Raw genomic sequence first — 21,069 nt, forward strand, 5'->3', positions numbered from 1 at the left:
GATCGGGCGTCTGCGCTCAGGCGATGGTGGTGACGATGCGTCCGGCGCACCCGTCGGCCAGTGCAATGCGCTCCCACAGCACGCGGCCCGACACGATCGGAATGACCGGGTCGGCATTGGCACCCGTTGCAATCTCCAGCGACGACAGCTCGCCCGCGTGCCAGCCCAGCCCGTCGAGTGTGGCTTCGGCCGCGAGGATTTCTGCCGAGGCGTAGCCGATCAGCGAACGCCCCATGAATTCCGCCGCATCGGCGCGCCACTCGGCCTGGCGCGACGGCGACGCGGCCAGCAGCCGGTGCGTGCGGTCGCAGATCAGGTGCACCTTGCGCGTGGACGATTCGACCAGCCGCTTCAAGGCGGCGTCCTGCGATGCGTCCTGCGCGGCCGCGAGCAGCCGGTGCGCCGCGGCCTGCTGCGCGGCGGACAGCGCGAGCTGCCCGCGCTCCCAGCGCGACACCGTCGCCTGGTTCACGCCCATCAGTTGTGCGAAATGCGTTTGCTTGATGCCGCGCAGCAGGCGCATCCGGCGCAGGGCCGTGCCCAGGCTCGCTGGGTTCGGGGTGCTTCCGTGGCGCATGGCTTCACCCTCAGGCCAGAAGCGCCTTCACCAGGTCGAGCTGGCGGTCGGGCTTGTCTGTGTCCAGCGAGAGGCTGGCCTCGATGCGCTCGAGGTGTTCGGTCATGCTCTTCACCGCGGCCTCCGGGTCGCCCTTGCGGCACAGCCGCAGGAACTCGGCGTGCTCGTCGGACGAGCAGTGCGGGTCGTTCGACGAGTGGTACAGCATCGCGATCAGCGAGCTGCGCGCGACCAACTCGCGCACCAGTTCGGCCAGCGTGCGGTTGCCCGTGGCCTCGGCCAGCGCCACGTGGAAGTCGCCCAGCAGCTTCTCGCGCACGGTGCCCATGGTGGTGGTCTGGCGCAGCGTGGTGCGCTCGAACTTGACGTGCTGCTCGAGCACCTGGTAGTCGCGCGGCCGTGCATTGGCAATGAAGAGGCGCACCACCTCGCTCTCGAGGATGCGGCGCACCGCGAACACCTCGCGTGCTTCTTCCACGGTGGGCTGGCAGACGAAGGCGCCCTTGTCGGGGATCATCTCGATGAGCTTGTCCTTCGACAGCATCAGCAGCGCGGCGCGCACCTTGGTGCGACTCACCGAATACACGCGGCCCAGCGCCTCTTCGCGCAGCCAGGTGCCGGGCGGCAGGCGCTTCTCGACGATGGCGGTGGCGATGTCGTTGGCGATGCTCTCGATGGAGCTTTGCTTGTCCGCCGGCGCGGCGCCGTCGTCGGGCGGCGCGGCTGCGGCGGAGGAGGTGTCGGAAACGGGAGGTTTGGAACTGGCGCGGGGCATGCGCGGATTGTGGCCTAGCGCGGCAGCGTGAAGCCTTCCAGCGCCCCAATGATGGGCTTCGGCAGGGGCTTTGCCAGTTCGCCGCGCTTGCTGGTGCGCAGTTTCAGCGCCACGAGCGATTCGATGAGCTTGGTGCCGGCGGCCACGCCGTCGATCACAGGCACGCCCAGCAGCTGCTCGATGTGCGCGCACAGGTCGGTCATGCCTGCGCAGCCGAGCACGATGCAGTCGGAGCCGTCTTGCTCGAGGGCGAGCCGGCATTCGTCGACGATGCGCTCGCGGGCCCGCGAGCCGGGTTCCTCGAGTTCGAGCACAGGCAGTTCGCAGGCGCGCACGTTGGCGCAGAAGCGCTCCATGCCGTAGATCTCGGCCAGGTGCCAGGCCTGGCCCATGGTGCGTCCCAGCGTGGTCACCACGCTGAAGCGGCTGCCGAGCATGCTGGCCAGGTGCATCGCCGCCTCGGCGATGCCGACCACCGGGCCGCTTGCCAGTTCGCGCGCGGCTTTCAGGCCCGGGTCGCCGAAGCAGGCGATCACGTAGCCGTCGATGCCGTCGCGCTCGCCTGCCGCAATCTCCTGCAGCAACCCCGGCACGGCCAGCGCCTCGTCGTAGTGGCTCTCGATGGAAACCGGGCCCATGGCCGGGCTCACCGCCACGATCTCGGTGCCGCTGTGCGCCACCGCGCGGGCGCAAGCGCCGATCTTCTCGGTCATGCTCCAGGTCGTGTTGGGATTGATGATCTTGATGCGCACGGCGCGGTCCCTTTCTTTGTCTTCCAATGTTTCAGGTCTTGCTGTTGCGGTTCAGCAGCGCATACAGGATGAAGCCCAGGCCCATGCCGATGAACCACGCATAGTTGGCGGCGCCGCGCAGCGTCGGCACCATCACGCAAAGAATGGGCACGATGGCCGACGGCACCAGCGCCTGGATCGCCTTCGGGTTGTAGCCGCCGCTGTACCAGTACTCGCCCTTGGGGCTCATGGTGTAGAGCGCGTCCACGTCGATGCGCTGCTTGCGCACGATGTAGTAGTCGGCAATGAGGATGCCGAACAGCGGCCCGATGAACGAGCCCAGCACGTCGAGCGTGTAGTGGATGACCTCGGGGCTGTTGTAGAGGTTCCACGGCGTGAGGAACACCGAGCCCACAGCGGCGATCATGCCGCCCGTGCGCCAGCTGATGTGCTGCGGCGCCACGTTCGAGAAGTCGAACGCCGGCGAGACGAAGTTGGCCACGATGTTGATGCCGATGGTGGCGATCATGAAGGTCAGCGCGCCCAGCACCACGGCGGTGGTGCTGTCGATCTTGCCCACGGTGTGCACCGGATCGGTGATGAGCTCGCCGAACACGGGCAGCGTTGCGGCTGTGGTGATGACGGTCAGCAGCGAGAAGAAGACGAAGTTCACCGGCAGGCCCCAGAAGTTGCCCTTCTTCACCGCGTCGAAGCTCTTGCCGTAGCGGGAGAAGTCGCCGAAGTTGAGCATCGGGCCGCTGAAGTAGCTCACCACCAGCGCGATGGCCGAGAGCATCACCGGCAGCGCGTCCCAGCCCTGGAATTTGATGCCGCCCAGGTTCAGGTCGATCTTGCTCCAGCCGGCCTTCCACACCAGCCAGCCGCACAGGATGGCCATGACCACGTACACCGCAGGACCGGCCCAGTCGATGAATTTGCGGATGGCGTCCATGCCGTGCCAGAACACGAAGGCCTGCAGCACCCACATGACCATGAACGCGACCCAGCCCAGGGCCGACAGGCCGACGAAGCCGTGCTGCGCCACGTCCGCGTAAGGCGTGAGACCCGGCGCCATGTGCAGCGCCAGCACCATGAAGGCCGCCGACGCCAGATACGTTTGCACGCCGTACCAGGCCACCGCGATCAGCCCGCGGATGATGGCCGGGATGTTGGCGCCCAGCACGCCGAACGGTGCGCGGCAAACCACGGGGTAGGGCACGCCCGTCACCTGGCTCGGCTTGGCCACGAGGTTGCAGAAGAACTGCACGATCACGATGCCCACCAGCAGCGACACCAGCACCTGCCAGCTCGACAGCCCCAGCGCGAACAGGCTGCCGGCCGTGATGTAGCCGCCCACGCTGTGCACGTCGGACATCCAGAAGGCAAAGATGTTGTATTGCCCCCAGGTCTGTTTCTTCAGCGGCGCGAGGTCTTCGTTGGTCAGCCGCGGGTGGTAGCCGGGCTTGATGACTGCGTTCGACTCGGCGTGCGGCGCAATGCCGGCTTCGCTTGTCCCCGTGGGGGCCTGGCTGACGACTGTGCTCATGGTCTTCTTCCTTGTGCGGATAGGTAGGGGTTGGGAGCAGTTTTTGACGCAAATTTCGCGCCGCCTTTCGGATGCGTTATTTGTATACAAAAACTGCACGCAATCAAGACCATTCAAGGAATCATATATCCGTAGATTCCCTGATGAGAGCGGGTGTGCGGAGCAGGGCCTCAGGCCCGGAATCGGTAGCCGGTGCCCCTGACGGTGTGCAGCGGCAGCGAAATGCCCGCGGCCAGCGCCTTGCGCCGCAGGCGGCTGATCACCACGTCCACGCGCTGGAGATCGAACTGCTCCAGGTCGCCACCGAGCGCGGCTGCGAGTTCCGCGCGGTCCACGGGCTTGTCGCGCCGCTTGAACAGGCATCCCACAATGGCTCGCTCCGACATGGTGAGGCGCAGCATCCGGTCGCCGGGGTCGCAGAGGATCCAGTCTTCTTCCCTGAGCTCCCAGCGCCCTGTGCCTCTTGGCGCCTCGGCCTGCGGGGGCGTGGAACGGGATCTGCGGTCGGCTGCCTTGAGGCGCCGATGGATGGCCTGGAGCGACGCGGCAAGCTCTTCGGCATGCACCGGCTTCACGAAATACGCGTCCGCACCATCGCGCAGGCCGCGAACCCGATCGCTCAGCTCGTGGCGCGCGGTCGCGAACACGATCCCCACGTTGCTGGCCGAGCGCAGGTGCTGGGCAATTGAAAACCCGTTTTCATCCGGCAGGCCGATGTCGATGACCACGATGTCGCAACGGCGGACCGCGTAGGCCCGATAAAACGCCGAAGCCGTCGAAAAACCGTGTGCCTCGATGTCCATCTGGTTGAGGCTGTATACGAGGGCCTCTTGCAGGTCTTCTTCGTCTTCGATCAGGTAGACGACTATTTTTTCACGGCTGTCGATTTTCGTATTGTTCATGGTGCATATTTCTTCGGCTTCGGCGCGAGTTTCGGCGGCGAGCCAGACAAATCAATGAGATGAAAAAAAATCGCTGCCTGTGTTTGATCTTCGGACTGATTCTTTGGCTGTCATGCCAGGGCGCAGGAGGCGTCGTGCTCAAGAAGGGGCAAGGCGATGATGGTCCGATTTCGTTGGCGAAGGAAGTGGAAGTGTTCCGTGACCCTACCGGCAAGGTCACCATGAACGATATCGTCTCCGAACCGCAAAAATACAGCTTTGTCCGTGAGGATATTCGCTCTCTGGAGCGGTATTCCAACGACGCCCTGTGGATCCGGGTCTCGCTGCAGCACGACGAAGGCACGCCGATCGACTGGGTCGTTCAAATATTTCCTGGCTGGATCGACGAAGTCGAGATGTACTGCGTGGCCCCCGATGGAAAGATTTCATCCAACAAGATCGGGGACCAATTTTCTTTTTCCGAAAGGGAAATCAAATCCAGCATCATGGCATTTCCACTGGTCGTGGATTCCACGGCCAGGGTGCATTATTTTAGGGTAAAAACGCACGGTCTGACAATTCTCGATCTGAATCTCTGGCAAAAATCAGTGTTCGACAGGGTTGAATTGAAGAGAAGCCTTTTTTTCTCGGCATTTGCCGGTTCGATTGGCGTGATGGTGCTGATGAACCTGATTTTCTGGAAATGGACGCGGGACCCCAATTACCTCATATATTCGCTTTTCCTGGTTGTGATGCTGGGAGCGGTGTTTGCCGTGCAGGGATATGCCAGTTCCTTGTTTTTTCCTGAAGATCCTGTGTATGCGGACCGTTTTGTTGACGCGACCACCTGCGCGCTCATGGCGATTTCCGCCATATTTGTTTGCCGGTTTTTCAATTACAAAGAATATTCGCATTGGGCTTCTAGATTCACTTATCTGGCGGCATCCATTTTCCTTTTGGCCACTGTATTGGCGCTGTGCGGAATAATAGAAAATTCCATCAGATGGCTGCTCTACCTTGAAATTGTTGTTGGCGCTTTCAACACGACATTCATATTTTGGTTCATCGTGCGTCGAAAGGTTTTCCATCAGTTTTTTGCCGCACTCGTTTTCGTCATTGTAAATTCGTCATGGCTCTTTTATTGCATGGTCCTGCTTGGCATGGTGAGGCTGGAGCAATCATTCGTCACGGAGTCATTGATACAGTTTACGCAGCTGGCTAATCTTGCAATTCTCAACATTGCGGTGGTAAGCCGTTCCAGGGATTCCGAGTTAAAACTGAGGGCCGAGCGTAAACGGGCTTTCGACTCAATGAAGATCGCCAAGATCGCTTTGGAGGAGCGAGTTCGGCAGCGCGAGTTCGTCGCGATCCTTTCGCACGAATTCCGTACGCCACTCGCCATCGTCGATGCGGTGGCCCAAGCACTCGGGTTATCGCCATCTGGAAACGACGAGCGAGTCAAGCGCAGTGTCGAGAAAATCCGCAAGGCTACGCGCCGTCTCACGACCTTGGTGGAGAACATCCTTCTGGACGATACGCTGGAATCTGGTGCGCGTTCGACGGTCCGAAGCTTCGACATCTGGAGTGTGATTGAAAACGTTCGCAATATCGGATTGCCTGACGAACAGGTGCGTCTGAACGTCACCGCGGCGGGTCAACCAGTAATGTTTGAAGGGGATCAGGAAAAAATTGAAATGGCCATCCGGAATTTGATATTGAATGCCATCAAATATTCTCCGGCCGATTCGATGGTTGATGTGAAATGCGACGCCAGCTCCAATATTTTTAGCGTGACTGTTTCAAATAAGGGAAATCCAATTCCTGAGTCTGAAAAGAGCGAGTTGTTCGAGCGTTACTTCAGGGGCGGCAATTCTTCGCTGGTGCCGGGCTCCGGCCTTGGCCTTCACATTTCACGGGCTATCACCCGTTTGCACGGCGGCGACGTCGTGCTGGTTTCGAGTAACGGTGCAGGCACCGTGTTTCGCCTGACACTCCCTCTGCTGCCGCACTAGGCAAGCCTCGTTAACACTCCACTTGTCCGGGTCGGATAGGCGTGCCAGGGGCTTCTTTGTGCTTACAAACATAGCACTATAGTGTGAACTAATTCACGAATCTGGCGATTTTTGCCTCCGACTTGCATCGACATGAATCTTGAATCATTGCCGCCAAGTGAAATTTTTTAGAAGCAAGACAGCGCACAGATATGGTGCGCAAGGTGATTTTTTAGGCAGTTCTTCAGTGCCCCCGAGCTCGTAAATAGATCTCCCCGGGGCGACCTTCCTGCTATTTAATGACATTAATTGCATGAACATGTCATTAATCATGTCCGTCGCAAGCAGATACATTCCGCTGCCCGAACGGTCATAGCGGAGTGCTGCGACAAGCCTCTCTTGACGTTCTTCTTGAACTTGAGAGGTTGGAATGATTTCCCCAGAGTCTCGTAGCCGATCGCTACTCCTGAAACAGAGCGGCGTCCATGACATCGTGCAGGCGTCGATAGCGAAAGAAGAAGGCGACCGCTTCTCTGAGGCCGGTGGGCATCCGGCCTTATTCCCCCCATCGAGTTCTTCCTATTCCAGCCAGGGTCGATTCCCGGTAGCCACTGAGCTTTCCCTGGGCGCGGCGGGCGCCGCAAATATGCCAATTCAGGCGACGCCAAGCGCCTTGGGGTCGGCTTCGGGCGAGCTGCAATTGCCTGTTGTAGCACTCGACGAATCGAGTCTCAGCTGCCCCACTTTGCGAAAGAGCGTCGATCGGCTGGGCTGCGCCTCCGTTGCGTTCGAGACCGTGACGGATCTGATGAACGCACTCCGCTCGGGCGACCGATTTGGGCTGCTGCTTTTGGCCCTTCCCACGGACGTGAATATTAACTGGGTAAAGGCTATTCGAGGGCTGACGAACGCACCGGTCTTATTTGCCGTCAACGAGAGCAAGGCTGCATGGCAACTGCGGGCGGGTGACAGGTTTCTTGGAGATGGCAATTTTGATTTTGTTTTTCCTCCCTTTGACAGCGGGGAAATAAGATTGAGGCTGCGAAATCTGATGACCAGAAGCGCTGCTGCCAGATGCGCGAAAACGGAAAACGGCGTTTTGGCCTTCAGGAACTATAAATTCCAGTTGGATGAGCGAAAGGTGTTCTACGAAGATCGAGAGGTAAGCCTGCAGCGACGTGAATACGACCTTGCGCTGAATTTTTTCAAGAATATAGATTTTCCATTGGCCAGAGGAAATCTTAATTTCCTGCTTCGCCGGGAATTTGCAGACTCGCGCTCTCGGGTGCTGGATGTCTACGTCGCAAAAATCAGGAAAAAGTTAAAAATCGAGCCGTCCAACGGGTTGATTCTGAAAGCGGTTTTCGGTTACGGATACGAGTTGCGGACTGCGTTCTCAAAGACGTCATAGGTTGAACGTAGCTTCCATTTGCGCTGTTGGATGTTCATTGGTTCGGTGTTGAGGTAATCATTTTGTTGTATGTCGTGGTCAAGCGCACCGGAGAAGGCGTTCAAATCTCTGCGAATGAGATTTCTCTGAAAGAGGCTTCTATTGTTCGGGTGGACTTGCCCAGACAGCAGATCAAGGGAATGCGTCGGGTCGGTGCCGACTTGGTCATCACTTCCATTTCGGGAGAGATCGTCACTGTTCGTGGATTCTTCTCGGCGATGGATGGGAGCAAGAGCGATCTGGTTCTGGATGAAGGACAAGACGGTTCTTGGCTCGCCGGGCTCAGCCAGGAGCAAGGCGAATTGGCCGTCAACTACTCGAGCATTGATCCCATCGAGCCCTTGCTCATGCCCAAGGCATCCGATTTCGGTGCGTGGCCGTGGTTGCTTGGCGGTGGCTTGGCCGCGGCTGCTGCTGGTGGTGGCGGCGGAGGCGGAGGCGGAGGCGGCGGTAGCAGTGGCGGTGGGGTGCCCATGCCATTTGTTGCGTCGCCGCAGTCTCCGCCGGCGTCCGCCGACCGGGCGCCGCCACCGGCCAAGCCGACCATCAATCCCACCAACGGCGGTTCGATCTCCGGGACGGCGGAGCCCGGCGCAACAGTTGCAGTCTCCAGCAGCACGGGCACGCTGATCGGCAGCACGACCGCCGCACCCGACGGCACCTACGTCGTTCGCCCGGCCGTGCCAGTGCCGGACGGAACGGTCCTTCGCGTCATTGCAAAGAATCCGGACGGTAGCGCCAGTTCGGAGGCCAGGGCTACTGTCGACAGCCAAGCGCCATTCACTCCAACCGTCGACTCCACCGATGGCAATCCGGTCACCGGCACGGCGGAGCCTGGCGCGCTGATCACCGTCAGGGACGGCGCGGGCAACCTCGTCGGCAGTGCTACTGCGGAGATCAACGGCGCTTACAGCGTCACCCCGGTGACCACTCCAGCGGATGGCACCCTGCTTCGCGTCGTGGCCAGTGATGCCGCTGGCAACGCGAGCATCGAAGCCACGGCCATCGTCGACAGCAAGCCGCCCGCGGCGCCGACTGCCAACCCGACAAACGGCAGTTCGATCACCGGCACGGCAGAAGCTGGTGCGGTCGTCACGATCAGGGACGGCACGGGTAACGTCATCGCAAGTACCACTGCCGGTAGCAATGGCGCTTACAGCGTCGTTCCGACTGACAAGCCGGTAGACGGTGCCGATCTGCGCATCGTCGCCACCGACCGTGCCGGCAACACCGGTCCCGAGGCCAGGGTAACGGTCGACGGGAAGCCGCCCATTGCACCATCGGTCAATCTGACCAACGGCAGTTCGATCACGGGTACGGCCGAAGCCGGCGCCACAGTCCTGGTCAGGGACGGCTCGAACAACGTGATCGGCAGCGCGACCACCCGCGGCGACGGCTCGTACAGCATGAGTCCGGCGACTATCCCGGCAGACGGAACCGAACTGCGTGTCACGGTCACCGACAGTGCCGGCAACGTCAGCCCGGAAACCAGAGGCAGGGTGGATGGACATTTGCTCGATACGCCCACGGTCAGTCCGACCAATGGAAGCTCGATCACCGGCACGGCCGGCGCGGGTGCCCTGGTCACGATCAAGGACGGCGCCGGAACTGTCATCGGCAGCGGGACCGTTGCGCTCGACGGCACATACAGCGTGATACCCGTGGCCGCTCCAGCGCACGGCACCGAACTCAGCGTCGTCGTCTCCGATCCCGCAGGCAAGGCCAGCCCCGAAGCCAAGGTAACAGTCGACAGCAACCCGCCTTTCGCACCCACGGCCGAACCGACCAACGGTCGTTCGATCACTGGCGTCGCAGAGCGCGGCGTCCTGGTCACGATCAAAGATGGTGCCGGCAATCTCATCGGCAGCGCGATCGCTGCGGCCAATGGCTCCTACAAGATAGCTCCGCAGATCCCACCGGCAGACGGAGCGGTGCTGCACGCAGTGGCGACCGACCGTGCCGGCAACGTCAGTCTTGAATCCACCACGGTCGTCGACAGCAAATCGCCTCCTGCTCCTTCAATCAACCCGACCAATGGCCGCTTGATCACGGGCCTGGCGGAAGCCGATGCCCTGATCGTGGTCAAGGACGACGCGGGCAACGTGATCGGAAGCGCAACCACCGCGACCAACGGCGCCTACAGCATCACCCCCTCGACCGTTCCGGCGGACGGCACGATGCTGCACGCCACCGCGACAGACAGTGCCGGCAATGTCGGCGTCGAAACTACGGCAACCGTAGACCGCAAAGAACCTTTCGCACCGAAGGTTGGCCCGACCAACGGAAACGCGATAACGGGGACTGCGGAGGCAGGCTCTACCGTCACTATCAGGGACATGGCAGGCGCTGTCCTCGGCAGCGCGACGGTCGCGAACGATGGTTCCTACAGCGTCGCACCGGTGAGCCGGCCTTCAGATGGCGTGGTTTTGAGCGTCGTTGCTACAGACAGCGCAGGCAATGTCAGCCCTGAAACCAAGGCCACTGTCGACGGCAAGGCGCCTCCTGCGCCGTCGATCAAGCCGACGAACGGCAGTCTGATCACGGGCACGGCCGAAGTCGACGCTGTCGTCACCGTCAAGGACGGCAGCGGCGCAGTCATCGGCAGTGCCACCGCCGCGGCCGATGGAACCTACAGCCTCACGCCAGCGACAAAGCCGGCAGACGGAGCGGAACTGCGCGTCATGGCGGCCGACTCCGCGGGCAATGCGAGCCTCGAAACCAAGGTGACGGTAGACAGCAAGTCGCCGGACGAACCGAAGGTCAATCCGACGAACGGCAAGCTGATCACCGGTACGGCGGAGGTCGGCAGCGTGATCACGATCAAGGACGCTTCGGGCAATGTTGTCGCCACCGCTACCGTCAAGCCTGACGGCTCCTACAGCGTTGTTCCCGCAGTTCCGCCCGCACATGGCGCCGAGTTGCGTGTTGCCGCCACCGACCCCTCGGGCAACGTCAGCCTGGAAGCCAGGATCGAGGTCGACAGCAAGGCGCTCGACATGCCCAAGGTCGACCCGACGAATGGTCGCGCGATCACCGGGGTGGCTGCAGCTGGCGCGTTGGTCACGATCAAGGATGCCACCGGCGCCGTCGTGGGCAGCGTCACCGCCGCGGCGGATGGCAAATACAGCATCACGCCAGCGAGCGCGCCGACAGACGGAGCGGAGTTGAGCGTTTCGGCAACCGACACGGCCGGCAACGCCAGCCCGGTTGCCAAGATCAGGGTAGACGGAATGCCGCCCGCCGCGCCCACGGCCAACCCGACCAACGGCACGTCGATCACGGGCACCGCTGAAATCGGCTCACTGGTCACGGTCAAGGATGCTTCTGGAGCCGTGATCGGCAGCGTCACCGCTGAGGCCAATGGCTCTTACAGCATCACTCCAGTGAACGCGCCGGCGGAGGGCGCGGCGCTGAGGGTCATAGCCACCGACGCTGCGGGGAATCCCAGCACTGAAACCAGAATCACGGTGGACAGCACTTCGCCTCCAGTACCGACGGTCGATCCAGCCAATGGCACGAGGATCACGGGCAACGCTGAAGCCGGCGCGGTGGTCACGGTCAAGGACGGCTCGGGCAAAACCATCGGCAGTGCCACTGCCGCGACCGACGGTGCATACAGCGTCACGCCAGTTGCCGTTCCAGCGGACGGCACCGAGCTGAGCGTTGTCGCCACCGACCCTGCGGGCAATGCCAGCCCCGAAGCCAGGATCAAGGTAGACAGCAAGGCACCTCCCGCGCCGACCGTCAATCCGACCAATGGCACCTCGATCACCGGCACGGCCGAGGCTGGCGCTCTGGTCTCGATCAGGAACGCTGCGAACGCCGTCATCGGCAGTGCCACCGTGGCGGGCGACGGCAAGTACAGCATCACGCCTGTGCCCGCGCCTGCGGACGGCACCGAGCTGCGCGTCGTGGTGACGGATCGCGCAGGCAATGCGAGCCAGGAAGCCCCAGTCGTGGTCGACGGCACGGCGCCCGCTGCGCCGACGATTCGCCCATCCAACGGCACTTCGGTCTCGGGCACGGCTGAAGCTGGCGCTCTGGTCACGATCAAGGACGGCGCGGGTGCGGTCATCGGCAGCGTCATCGCCGCAGCCGATGACACATACAGATTCAACCCGGCGCTCAAGCTAGCGAACGGCACGGAGTTGCGCATCGTGGCAACCGACCGCGCCGGAAATGCAGGCCTCGAAGCGAAAGCCGTGGTCGACGATGCGCCCCCGCCCGTGCCAACTGTCGATCCAACCGACGGAAGATCGATCACCGGCACGACCGAGGCTGGTGCTCTGGTCACCATCAGGAATGGTGCGAGCGTTGTCATCGGCAGCGCCACCGCTGCGGCCAACGGAAAGTACAGCATCACGCCGGCGACTCCGCCGGCCAACGGTACTGAATTGCGGGTTGACGCGACCGACGCTGCGGGTAACACCAGCAGTGAAGCCAGCGTCACGGTGGACAGCAAGTCGCCCGATATGCCGACGGTCAATCCCACCAATGGCAGTTCGGTCACGGGCACGGCCGAAGTTGGTGCTCTGGTTCTTGTCAAGGACAGTGCCGGCAATATCATTGGCAGCGCGACCACCGCGAACGATGGGGTCTACAGCATCGCGCCAGCGAGCACGCCTGCTGACGGCACTGTGCTGCGCATTGTTGCGATCGACCGAGCCGGCAATGCCAGTTTCGAAGCCGGTACCACCGTCGACCGCACACCGCCGCCGGCACCGATGCTCGATGCGGGCCGAGGCAACGCGCTCACGGGCAAGGCCGAAGTCGGCGCCCTGGTCACGGTCAGGGACGACGCAGGCAAGGTGATCGGCAGCGCGACCGCTGCGCCGGACGGCACCTACGGCATCACCCCCTCGACGGCTCTGATGGACGGCGCGGTACTGCATGCCGTTGCGACCGATCGCGCCGGCAACGTCGGTTCCGAAGCTACGGCAACCGTCGACCGCAAGGAGCCTCCCGCGCCGACAGTCGAACCGAGCAATGGCAAGCAGGTCGCAGGCCGCGCCGAAGCAGGGGCCATCGTCACCATCAAGGATGGTTCCGGCACGGTCATCGGCAGTGCGACTGCTGCGGGCGATGGTTCGTACAGGGTCACTCCGGCAACGTCGCTTTCCGACGGCGTCGAGCTGAGCATCGCAGCCATCGACCGCGCGGGCAATGCGAGTTCTGAAACCAAGATCATCGTGGATGGCAAGGCGCCCGTCGCACCGATCGTCAAACCGACCAGCGGCAGCTTCATCACCGGTACGGCGGAAGCCGGCACTCTGGTCACGATCAGGGACGATGCAGGCAATGCCATCGGAAGCGCCACCGCGGCGGCCGACGACAGGTACAGCATCACCCCGGCAACTGCTCTGGCACACGGCACGGTGCTGCATGTGGTCGCGACGGATCACGCTGGCAACGCGAGCATCGAAGCCACGGCCAGCGTCGACAGCAAGCCGCCCTTCATCAGCATCGCCATCGTCAACGACGCCAACAATGACGGCTTCATCAACGCAAGCGAGAAGGGCGTCGAAGTGAGCGTGAAGGTTACGCTCGTGTCCGGTGCGGCCGTGGGTGATGTCATCAGCCTCACCGATGGCAGCAAAACCGCCAGCGTCACGCTGACTGCGTCGGATGTAGCCAATGGCTTCCTCGACGTCGCGTTCGACAACCCGGTGGAAGGCGCAGCGATCAGCGTCAGCGCGACCAGCCGCGATCTCGCAGGCAATGTCTCGACGCCGGCCGCGACCGACAGCGCGGTGCTTGACACCACGCTGGCGGCGCCCGCAATCAGCGTTGCCGCCATCACCTCCGACAACGTCGTCAATATGGCCGAGGCCGGTGGCGCCGTTGCCGTGTCCGGCACCACCGCCGGCACGCAATCGGGCGACGTTGTCACGCTGCAGGTCAATGGCGTCGCTTACAGCAGCGCCGTGGATGCAAGCGGTAACTGGCGAGTCGACGTGGCGGGCAGCGACCTGGCGGCCGACGCCGGCCGCACCGTCGCTGCCAGCGTTGTCAGCCACGATGCGGCGGGCAACACGGCCAGTGGCTCGAAGAACCATGGCTACGGCGTGAGCAGCACGGCGCCGCTCATCACCATCGAAAAGCCGGTGGCGGGAGACGACCAGGTCAGCGCCAAGGAAGACGACGCAGTGGTGGTCCGGGGGACGACCACCAACGTCGAGAGCGGCCAGATCGTCAAAGTCACCTTCAGCGACGGCACGAACAGCGTGACTGCCACAGCGACCGTCTCCGGCAGCAGTTGGACTGCCGCCGCGGCCGACATCAGCGGACTGACCAACGGCACCGTCACCATCACGGCCGAGGTGCAAGACCTTGCTCAGAATCAGGCGACCAGCACCCACGCTGTCACGCTGGGCAATGCCGTGCCGATGCACACGGTGGAGATCACGAGCTACACCGATGATGTCGGCGTCGGCCAGGGCGATTTCGGCAGCGGCACGCGCACAGATGACCCCCATCCGGTTCTCAAAGGAAAGATGAGCGCCGCCATCGGCGCCAACGACGTAGTGCGCATCTACGAAGGCTCGCAGTTGCTGGGCACGGCAACAGTAGACGGCACTAACTGGACCTACGAACTCGGGTTTCTCGCGGACGGCTCGAGCCATACCTACCGGGCCGTCGTGACCGGCGCGGCCGGCACCGAAGGCGCCATGTCGAGCGACTTCAGCCTGACTGCGGACTACGCCCTCACTGTCGACAGCCAGAACACCGTAGACCCGACACCACTGGTGAACGGCACGATGCCCTTCAAGCTGGTCGATGGCCAGTACATCGAGGTCACCATCGACGGCAAGACCTACAGCTCGGTGGACGGCAGCGTGCAAATCGATGCACAGCACAGCATCTGGTACGTGCAGGTGCCGGCGGCAATGCAGCGTGGAAGCTACGACGTCAAGGCTGTCGTCAAGAGCGCTTCCGGCACGCAGATCACGACCGACGACACAGCCGGCGAGTTGATCGTCTCCGAGGAGCCCAAGGTGACTGTCGGATCCGCGGCCAGCGATCCGCACCAGAAGGGAACTGCCTACACCGTGGGCGAGAACGGCATGTGGCGCATCCACAGCAACCAGACGATGCTGGATGCCGATGGAACCAACAACGCCACGCTCGGCAGCTTCAAGCTGACAGCGTTGAAGAGCAATGCCGAAAAGTCAGTCTTCAGCGAAGACTACAACCCGACATACAAGGGGAACAACTTTGTCCAGAATGCCACGTTCATCGACGTCAACCGAGATGGGCACATGGACCTGTTCACGGAAGACAGCACACCCAGCGATGGCCAGCAGGCATTCATCTTCGATGGCAGCAGCTATACCGCACTCCAGGTGGGCGGGCGGGACTACAACTACAAGGACAAAACCCTTGGTCCCGCAGGCGGTGACTCGAACGTAAACAGCTCGTTCAGCGGCGTGGTTGCCTTCGACAAGACAGGCACCGGCTTCGTCAGCGTGGCCTATGGAGACCAGCCTCGCAGAAGCGGTACCAGTGTCGAAGGAAACGACTCCCAGATCGTGTTGAACACGGACGGCAACATCCGCAAGATGGCCAGAGATACAGGCTATACCAACATTGTGGGGAGCGGCGCTGCGAAATCGACCAACGCCGGCAACGCCCCCTTCGACACCGAATTGTCGGGCGTCGACCTGAACAACGACGGCACGATCGATCTCGTCTACCACGCGACGGCCTACACCACCAAGATCGGCGGCCCCTCGGCCGATCCCGCCTTGGCGGAGACGAAGCAAAGCAAGGAGCCGCACCGCCTGGTCGTTGCAAGCAACAAGGGCGACGGGACCTGGGAGAACACGCAGATCATCGAGAACGCGTTCCAGAACATTGCCAATCAGTTCGCTTTTTTCGGCAACGGAATCTCCATGACCTGGGCCGACTTCAACGGCGACGGCTACATGGACCTGTTCATGGGGCGCGGCTACGGAAAAACACCCGATGAGCAGTATCAAAGCCGCATCCTCTTGAACGACGGCCGCGGCCACCTGGAGATGAACGATCCGGATCTCGACAAGATCGGCACCACGCCGTCGGGCATGTATACGTTCGGCGTGACAGATGGCGGACGCTTGGTGCAAGGTGGTCCTTCGCTCGCGGTCGATTGGGATGGCGACGGCAAGATGGACGCCATCGAGTTGCCGGGTTTCGGTGACCTTGGCGGAGTCACGAAGGACGGCAACAAGGGGCCGATCAATCTCTACACGAACAAAAGCTCGGGAAAGACGCTCGAGTTCGTCAGAGACAATCTGCTGGGAGGGACCAACACGATCGGCGATTGGGACTACAGGCCCGAGCTCAGCGATTCCGTCACCGGAGCAATTGCGGCCGACACGGATTGGGATGGCGACCGGGATCTGCTGGTGTTCACCCAGAAAGGCAACACCCGGTTCATCACCAACACCACCACGGTGGCGGACGGCACTTCGCTGCATTTCCGCATCCTCGATGCGCAGGGCATCAACGCGCTGTATGGCAACACCGTGCAGCTCTTCGATTCGTCAGGCAAGCTGGTTTCCACGCAGATCATCAATCCGCAGTCCGGCAACCAGACCAACGACAGCTCGGCGATCGTCGACTTCTACGGGCTTGACGCGAAGGAGACCTACACGCTGGCGCTCATGCGCATCGCCAACGGCAGTGCCGCGGACGTGGGTGGCAAGGACGAGCTGGGTGGCAACACCATCGAGGTCGTCAATGCCGCCTGGGCGGGCCTGAAAGCCGGCGAGGCCAACCACGCCTTCGTGCTGACCACCGAATCCGGCATCAACGTCGCCAATGCCAACATCGGCAATGGCATCGTCGGCACCGGCTACAACGACACATTCTTCGCCACCCGGGGCGACGACAAGTACGAAGGCGGCGGCGGCACGGTCACGGTGTCGGGCGTCAAGGCCTGGAGCAACACCGGCGGCATGGACATCGTCGACTACAAGCTGGCGGGCGACACGCCGCTCACCATCGATCTGAGCATCACCGGCGCACAGAACACCGGCTTCGGCACGGCGACTTTCAGGAATATCGAGGGCCTGGCGGGCGGAAGCAGTTCCGACATCTTCGTCGACAACGCGGCGGACAACCAGTTCGAGGGCCGTGGCGGCAACGACACCTTCACCCTCATGGGCGGAGGCCGCGACACGCTGCTCTACAAGTTGCTCTCAGCCAGCGACGCCACAGGCGGCAATGGCGCGGACGACGTCTACGGGTTCGAGGTCGGCGCTTTCGTGGCCTGGCCGAATGCAGACCGCATCGACCTGCGTGAACTGCTGGTCGGCTTCACGCCGGGCAACGAAGCCAGCTACCTGAAGGTCTCGGTGGTCAACGGGCGCGACACGGTGATCTCGGTGGACCGCGACGGTGCGGGCAACGGCCACGACTTCGCTCCGCTTCTGACCCTGCGGGATCTGCGGGTGGACTTGGCCACATTGCTCTCCAACCAGCAGCTCGTCATGGTCTGACGCAACCCTTGGCGGAACAGGGCGGCGGGGCTCCGGCCGTGTCGCTCCTGTCTGCCTGAAAAAACAACATGAACAAAAAACTCATTCGACCTCGGTTGGCTGCGGCCTGCCTGCTCGCGGCCTGTGCGCCCGCCTTCGCGCAAAGCAGCGACGGCGAGCTAAAGCTGTCCCGGCGCCTCGCTCCGAGCACGCTGGCCAAGGAACTGGGCGTCAAGCCCGGCCCCGCATTGCCCGAGGCTGCCGAAACCACGACGCCGCTGGAACTTGCCGACGCCGTGCGGCAGGCGGTGGCGCGCCATCCGTCCATCTCCGACGCCATCGCCGTGCTGGCGCAGCAGTCGGGCGGCGTGGACGTGGCACGCGCCGGCTATTACCCGTTGGTGCGTGTCGGTGTGGGCGCGGGCGTCAACGACCGCGGCTCCGTCGGCCAGGGGCGCAGCAATGGCGGTCTCGCCACCGCCTCGGTGTCGCAGATGCTGTACGACTTCGGCAAGGTCTCGGGTGCGGTCGGCCAGTCGGAGGCGCAGGTACAGCGCCAGCAGGCGACGATCCTCAAGCAGATCGACGCCGTCGCGCAGCAGGCGGCCGAAGCCGTGGTCATGACGCACCGCTACCAATCGCTCGTCGCCATTGCGCAGGAGCAGGTGCAGGCGGTCGAGAAAGTGCTGCAGACCGCACAGCTGCGCGCCACCGCGGGCCTCAGTACCAAGGCCGATCCGATCCAGGCCGAGTCGCGCGTGGACAGTGCGCGTGCCAACCTGCTGCAGGTGAAGTCGCAGCTGGCGCAGTGGCGCGAGCGCCTGGGTACGCTGCTGGGGCGTTCCGTGCCGCCGCGCATGGCACCGTTGCCTGAGCACCTGGCAAGTGAACTGCGCGTCGACATGCAGCCCGACACCAGCCTCATGCCCGAGGTGCTGGCCGCCGAAGCCGAACGCCGTGTCGCCACCGCCCAGCTCGAAGTCGCCAGGGCCCAGCGCTATCCCACGCTCAGCCTCGACGCTTCCGTCAACCGGCCCATGGGCGGCATGAACTCCGGTGTTCCGGAGCGCAGCGGCGGCTCCCACTCGGTCATGCTCAACCTGTCGAGCGTGCTCTACCAGGGTGGTGCGCTCGAAGCGCAGGTCAACGCCGCCGTCGCTGCCGAACAGGCTGCGCGCATGCGCATCGAGACCGCCCGCCTCAACGCCGGCGACCAGGTACGCAACTTCCGCGAGCAGGTCATCGGCGCGCAGGCGCGCCTGGGCGTGCTGGCCGACCGACGCCGAAGCATCGCCGAGGCGCGCGATCTCTACCGCGAGCAGTACACGCTCGGTACCCGTTCCATTCTCGACCTGCTCAATGCCGAGCAGGAGATCCACCAGGCCGCAGCCGACGAAGAGGCCGTGCTGCACGAGCTCTGGACCAGCCGCGTCGGCTACATAGGCGCCACCGGGCAGTCCCGCGCGTACTACGGGTTGAACAACACCACCGTGCAGGGGATCGAGGTGCTTCCATGAAGTTGCCTTCGCAGTACACGAGCTGGCTCGACGCCATGCTTTTCGTCGCCCGCCACTACGGCATAGGCGCTTCAGAGGAGAACGTGCGCGTCTCGCTGGCCTGGGAGCGCGGCGCGCCGCTGGACACGCTGCTCGATCACATGGCGCGCCAGCTCGGCCTGACGGTGCGGCTGGGCGAATTCTCCGAAACGCTGCTCGACCCATGGCGCCTGCCGCTGGTGGTGGAGTTCGACAACGGCGAGGTCGGCGTGGTGCGAGCCTCCAACGGCCGTGGCCAACTGGGCGTGCTGCTCGGGGGCGACCATGGCCTCGAGACGGCGCTGCCGCTCGACGAGCTGCGCCGCCGCGCGAAACGCGTGGCCGTGCTGCGGCCCAACACCGCCGTGCCCGATGCGCGCGTGGACGACTACATCAAGCCCTACAAGGCCAACTGGTTCCGGACCATCGCGCTGCGCGACTGGCGGCGCTACGGCGACATCATGCTCGCCTCGATGTTCGCGAACGTGCTGGCACTGGCGTCGATGATCTTCTCGATGCAGATCTACGACCGCGTGGTGCCCGCGCAGTCGGAGCCCACGCTGTGGGTGCTCTTCGGTGGCGTGATGCTGGCGGTGGCCTTCGAGTTCATGCTGCGCGTGTCGCGCACCCACATCTCCGACGTGGTCGGCAAGCGCGCCGACCTCAAGGTGTCGGACGTCGTGTTCGGCCATGCGCTGCGTCTGCGCACCAATGCGCGTTCGAAGTCGACGGGCTCCTTCATCGCGCAGGTGCGCGAGGTGGAGCAGGTGAGGGAGTTGCTCACCTCCACCACCATCTCCGCCGTGGCCGACCTGCCGTTCTTCCTGCTGTTCCTGGTCGTTCTCTGGCTGGTGGCCGGACCGCTTGCGCTGGTTGCCCTGGCGGCGGTGCCGTTGCTGGTCATTCCGGGCCTGCTCATCCAGAAGCCGCTGGCGCGCCTGGCGAGCGAAGGCATGCGCGAATCGGCCTTGCGCAACGCCCTGTTGGTCGAGGCGGTCGAAGGCATCGAGGACATCAAGCTCATGCGCGCCGAGCCGCGCTTCCAGAACCAGTGGAACCACGTCAACGACGTGTCCGCCGGCGTCAGCATGCGGCAACGCTTTCTCACGAGCATGCTCATGACGTGGACGCAAGAGGTGCAGACCATCGTGTATGCCGTGGTGCTGCTGGCGGGCTGCTTCCTCGTGATGCGCGGCGACATGACGACGGGCGCGCTGGTGGGCTCGTCGATCCTCGCGTCTCGCATGATCTCGCCGCTGGCGCAGTTGTCGAGCGTGTTCGCGCGCTGGCAGCAGGCCAAGGTGGCGCGCGCCGGCCTCGACCAGCTCATGCAGCGCCCGGTCGACCAGGCCGACGGCACGCGGCTGGTGCATGCGCCGGCGCTGCACGGGCACTACGCACTGGCCGGCGTCGAGTTTCGCTATGGCAAGGACGACAAGAGCCCGGCGCTCGCAATCGCGCAGTTGCAGATTCAGGCAGGCGAGAAGGTCGCGTTGCTGGGCCGCATGGGCGCGGGCAAATCCACGCTGCTGCAACTGCTGTCCGGCCTGCAGTCGCCGCAGCAGGGCCACGTGGCGCTCGATTCGCTCGACCTCTCGCTGATCGACCCGGCCGACCTGCGCCGCGACGTCGGTCTGCTCACGCAGAACGCGCGGCTCTTCCACGGCTCCATCCGCGAGAACGTGACCATGGGCATGCCGCTGGCCACCGACGACCAAGTGTTCGAGGCCATCGCGATGGCGGGTGCCTTGCCATTTCTCCAGTCGCGCGCCGAGGGGCTGGACGAACTCATTCACGAGGGCGGCCTGGGTCTGTCCGGCGGGCAGCGGCAGGCATTGCTGCTCGCGCGCACGCTGATCCGGCAGCCGTCGATCGTGCTGCTCGACGAACCGACCGCGCATTTCGACGAGGTCACCGAACGGCACGTGATCGATCTGGTCGGCAACTGGATGGGGCCGCGCACGCTGGTGGTGGCAACGCATCGCATGCCGGTGCTGCAGTGGGTGGACCGCATCGTGGTGATCGATGGCGGCCGCATCGTGATGGATGGTTCGAAGGAACAGGTTCTTGGAAGGCTCTCACATGGCAACGCCTGAGAAAATGCGGGTGAAGGCGCCAGCCA

Annotated in this window: 10 protein-coding genes; 5 read left to right on the forward strand and 5 right to left on the reverse strand. The window is 63.3% G+C overall.

All coding sequences use genetic code 11. From position 1 onward, the window contains the following. Positions 1-16 precede the first annotated feature (16 nt). The 5 genes from WIX39_RS12585 to WIX39_RS12605 form a co-directional block, all read right to left on the reverse strand. Positions 17-577, reverse strand: coding sequence for a helix-turn-helix transcriptional regulator (locus WIX39_RS12585; protein WP_081266790.1), 561 nt, complete (start codon positions 575-577; stop codon positions 17-19). A gap of 10 nt (positions 578-587) precedes the next feature. After that, positions 588-1,352, reverse strand: coding sequence for a GntR family transcriptional regulator (locus WIX39_RS12590; RefSeq protein ID WP_106935166.1), 765 nt, complete (start codon positions 1,350-1,352; stop codon positions 588-590). Positions 1,353-1,366: 14 nt separating this feature from the next. Then, on the reverse strand, positions 1,367-2,104 hold the full coding sequence (locus tag WIX39_RS12595) for an aspartate/glutamate racemase family protein (RefSeq protein ID WP_106937510.1): 738 nt from the start codon (positions 2,102-2,104) through the stop codon (positions 1,367-1,369). 31 nt (positions 2,105-2,135) lie between these two features. After that, positions 2,136-3,629 carry an NCS1 family nucleobase:cation symporter-1 gene (locus tag WIX39_RS12600; protein ID WP_081266787.1) on the reverse strand — a complete coding sequence of 498 codons (1,494 nt, stop codon included), beginning with the start codon at positions 3,627-3,629 and terminating at the stop codon, positions 2,136-2,138. A gap of 170 nt (positions 3,630-3,799) precedes the next feature. Beyond that, positions 3,800-4,531 (reverse strand): response regulator transcription factor, encoded by a 732-nt coding sequence (locus WIX39_RS12605; protein ID WP_234382717.1) that lies wholly within the window; start codon positions 4,529-4,531, stop codon positions 3,800-3,802. Positions 4,532-4,590: 59 nt separating this feature from the next. Between WIX39_RS12605 and WIX39_RS12610 the strand changes: the two genes are divergently transcribed. From WIX39_RS12610 to WIX39_RS12630, 5 genes are all read left to right on the forward strand, one after another. Further along, entirely contained in the window at positions 4,591-6,522 is a 1,932-nt protein-coding gene (locus tag WIX39_RS12610; protein WP_106935165.1) for a sensor histidine kinase, read from the forward strand. 409 nt (positions 6,523-6,931) lie between these two features. Further along, positions 6,932-7,912: a winged helix-turn-helix domain-containing protein gene (locus WIX39_RS12615; protein ID WP_106935164.1), complete on the forward strand. Its 981-nt coding sequence runs from the start codon at positions 6,932-6,934 to the stop codon at positions 7,910-7,912. A 26-nt stretch (positions 7,913-7,938) separates the two neighbouring features. Then, positions 7,939-17,433, forward strand: a complete 9,495-nt coding sequence (locus WIX39_RS12620; protein WP_409195104.1) for an Ig-like domain-containing protein — start codon at positions 7,939-7,941, stop codon at positions 17,431-17,433. Positions 17,434-17,501: 68 nt separating this feature from the next. Continuing rightward, positions 17,502-18,929, forward strand: a complete 1,428-nt coding sequence (locus tag WIX39_RS12625) for a TolC family outer membrane protein (RefSeq protein WP_409195105.1) — start codon at positions 17,502-17,504, stop codon at positions 18,927-18,929. Further along, positions 18,926-21,043, forward strand: coding sequence for a type I secretion system permease/ATPase (locus WIX39_RS12630; RefSeq protein WP_409195106.1), 2,118 nt, complete (start codon positions 18,926-18,928; stop codon positions 21,041-21,043). The genes WIX39_RS12625 and WIX39_RS12630 overlap by 4 nt, the downstream gene beginning before the upstream one ends. Positions 21,044-21,069 lie beyond the last annotated feature (26 nt).

Origin of the sequence: Variovorax sp. AB1(2024) (assembly GCF_037482385.2) — a bacterium.
Taxonomy (GTDB): Bacteria; Pseudomonadota; Gammaproteobacteria; order Burkholderiales; family Burkholderiaceae_C; genus Variovorax.

Coding starts and splice junctions, on each gene's coding strand:
- WIX39_RS12615 (WP_106935164.1), top strand. CDS start 6,932: ATGATTTCCCCAGAGTCTCGTAGCCGATCGCTACTCCTGAAACAGAGC.
- WIX39_RS12610 (WP_106935165.1), top strand. CDS start 4,591: ATGAAAAAAAATCGCTGCCTGTGTTTGATCTTCGGACTGATTCTTTGG.
- WIX39_RS12605 (WP_234382717.1), bottom strand. CDS start 4,531: ATGAACAATACGAAAATCGACAGCCGTGAAAAAATAGTCGTCTACCTG.
- WIX39_RS12625 (WP_409195105.1), top strand. CDS start 17,502: ATGAACAAAAAACTCATTCGACCTCGGTTGGCTGCGGCCTGCCTGCTC.
- WIX39_RS12630 (WP_409195106.1), top strand. CDS start 18,926: ATGAAGTTGCCTTCGCAGTACACGAGCTGGCTCGACGCCATGCTTTTC.
- WIX39_RS12590 (WP_106935166.1), bottom strand. CDS start 1,352: ATGCCCCGCGCCAGTTCCAAACCTCCCGTTTCCGACACCTCCTCCGCC.
- WIX39_RS12600 (WP_081266787.1), bottom strand. CDS start 3,629: ATGAGCACAGTCGTCAGCCAGGCCCCCACGGGGACAAGCGAAGCCGGC.
- WIX39_RS12585 (WP_081266790.1), bottom strand. CDS start 577: ATGCGCCACGGAAGCACCCCGAACCCAGCGAGCCTGGGCACGGCCCTG.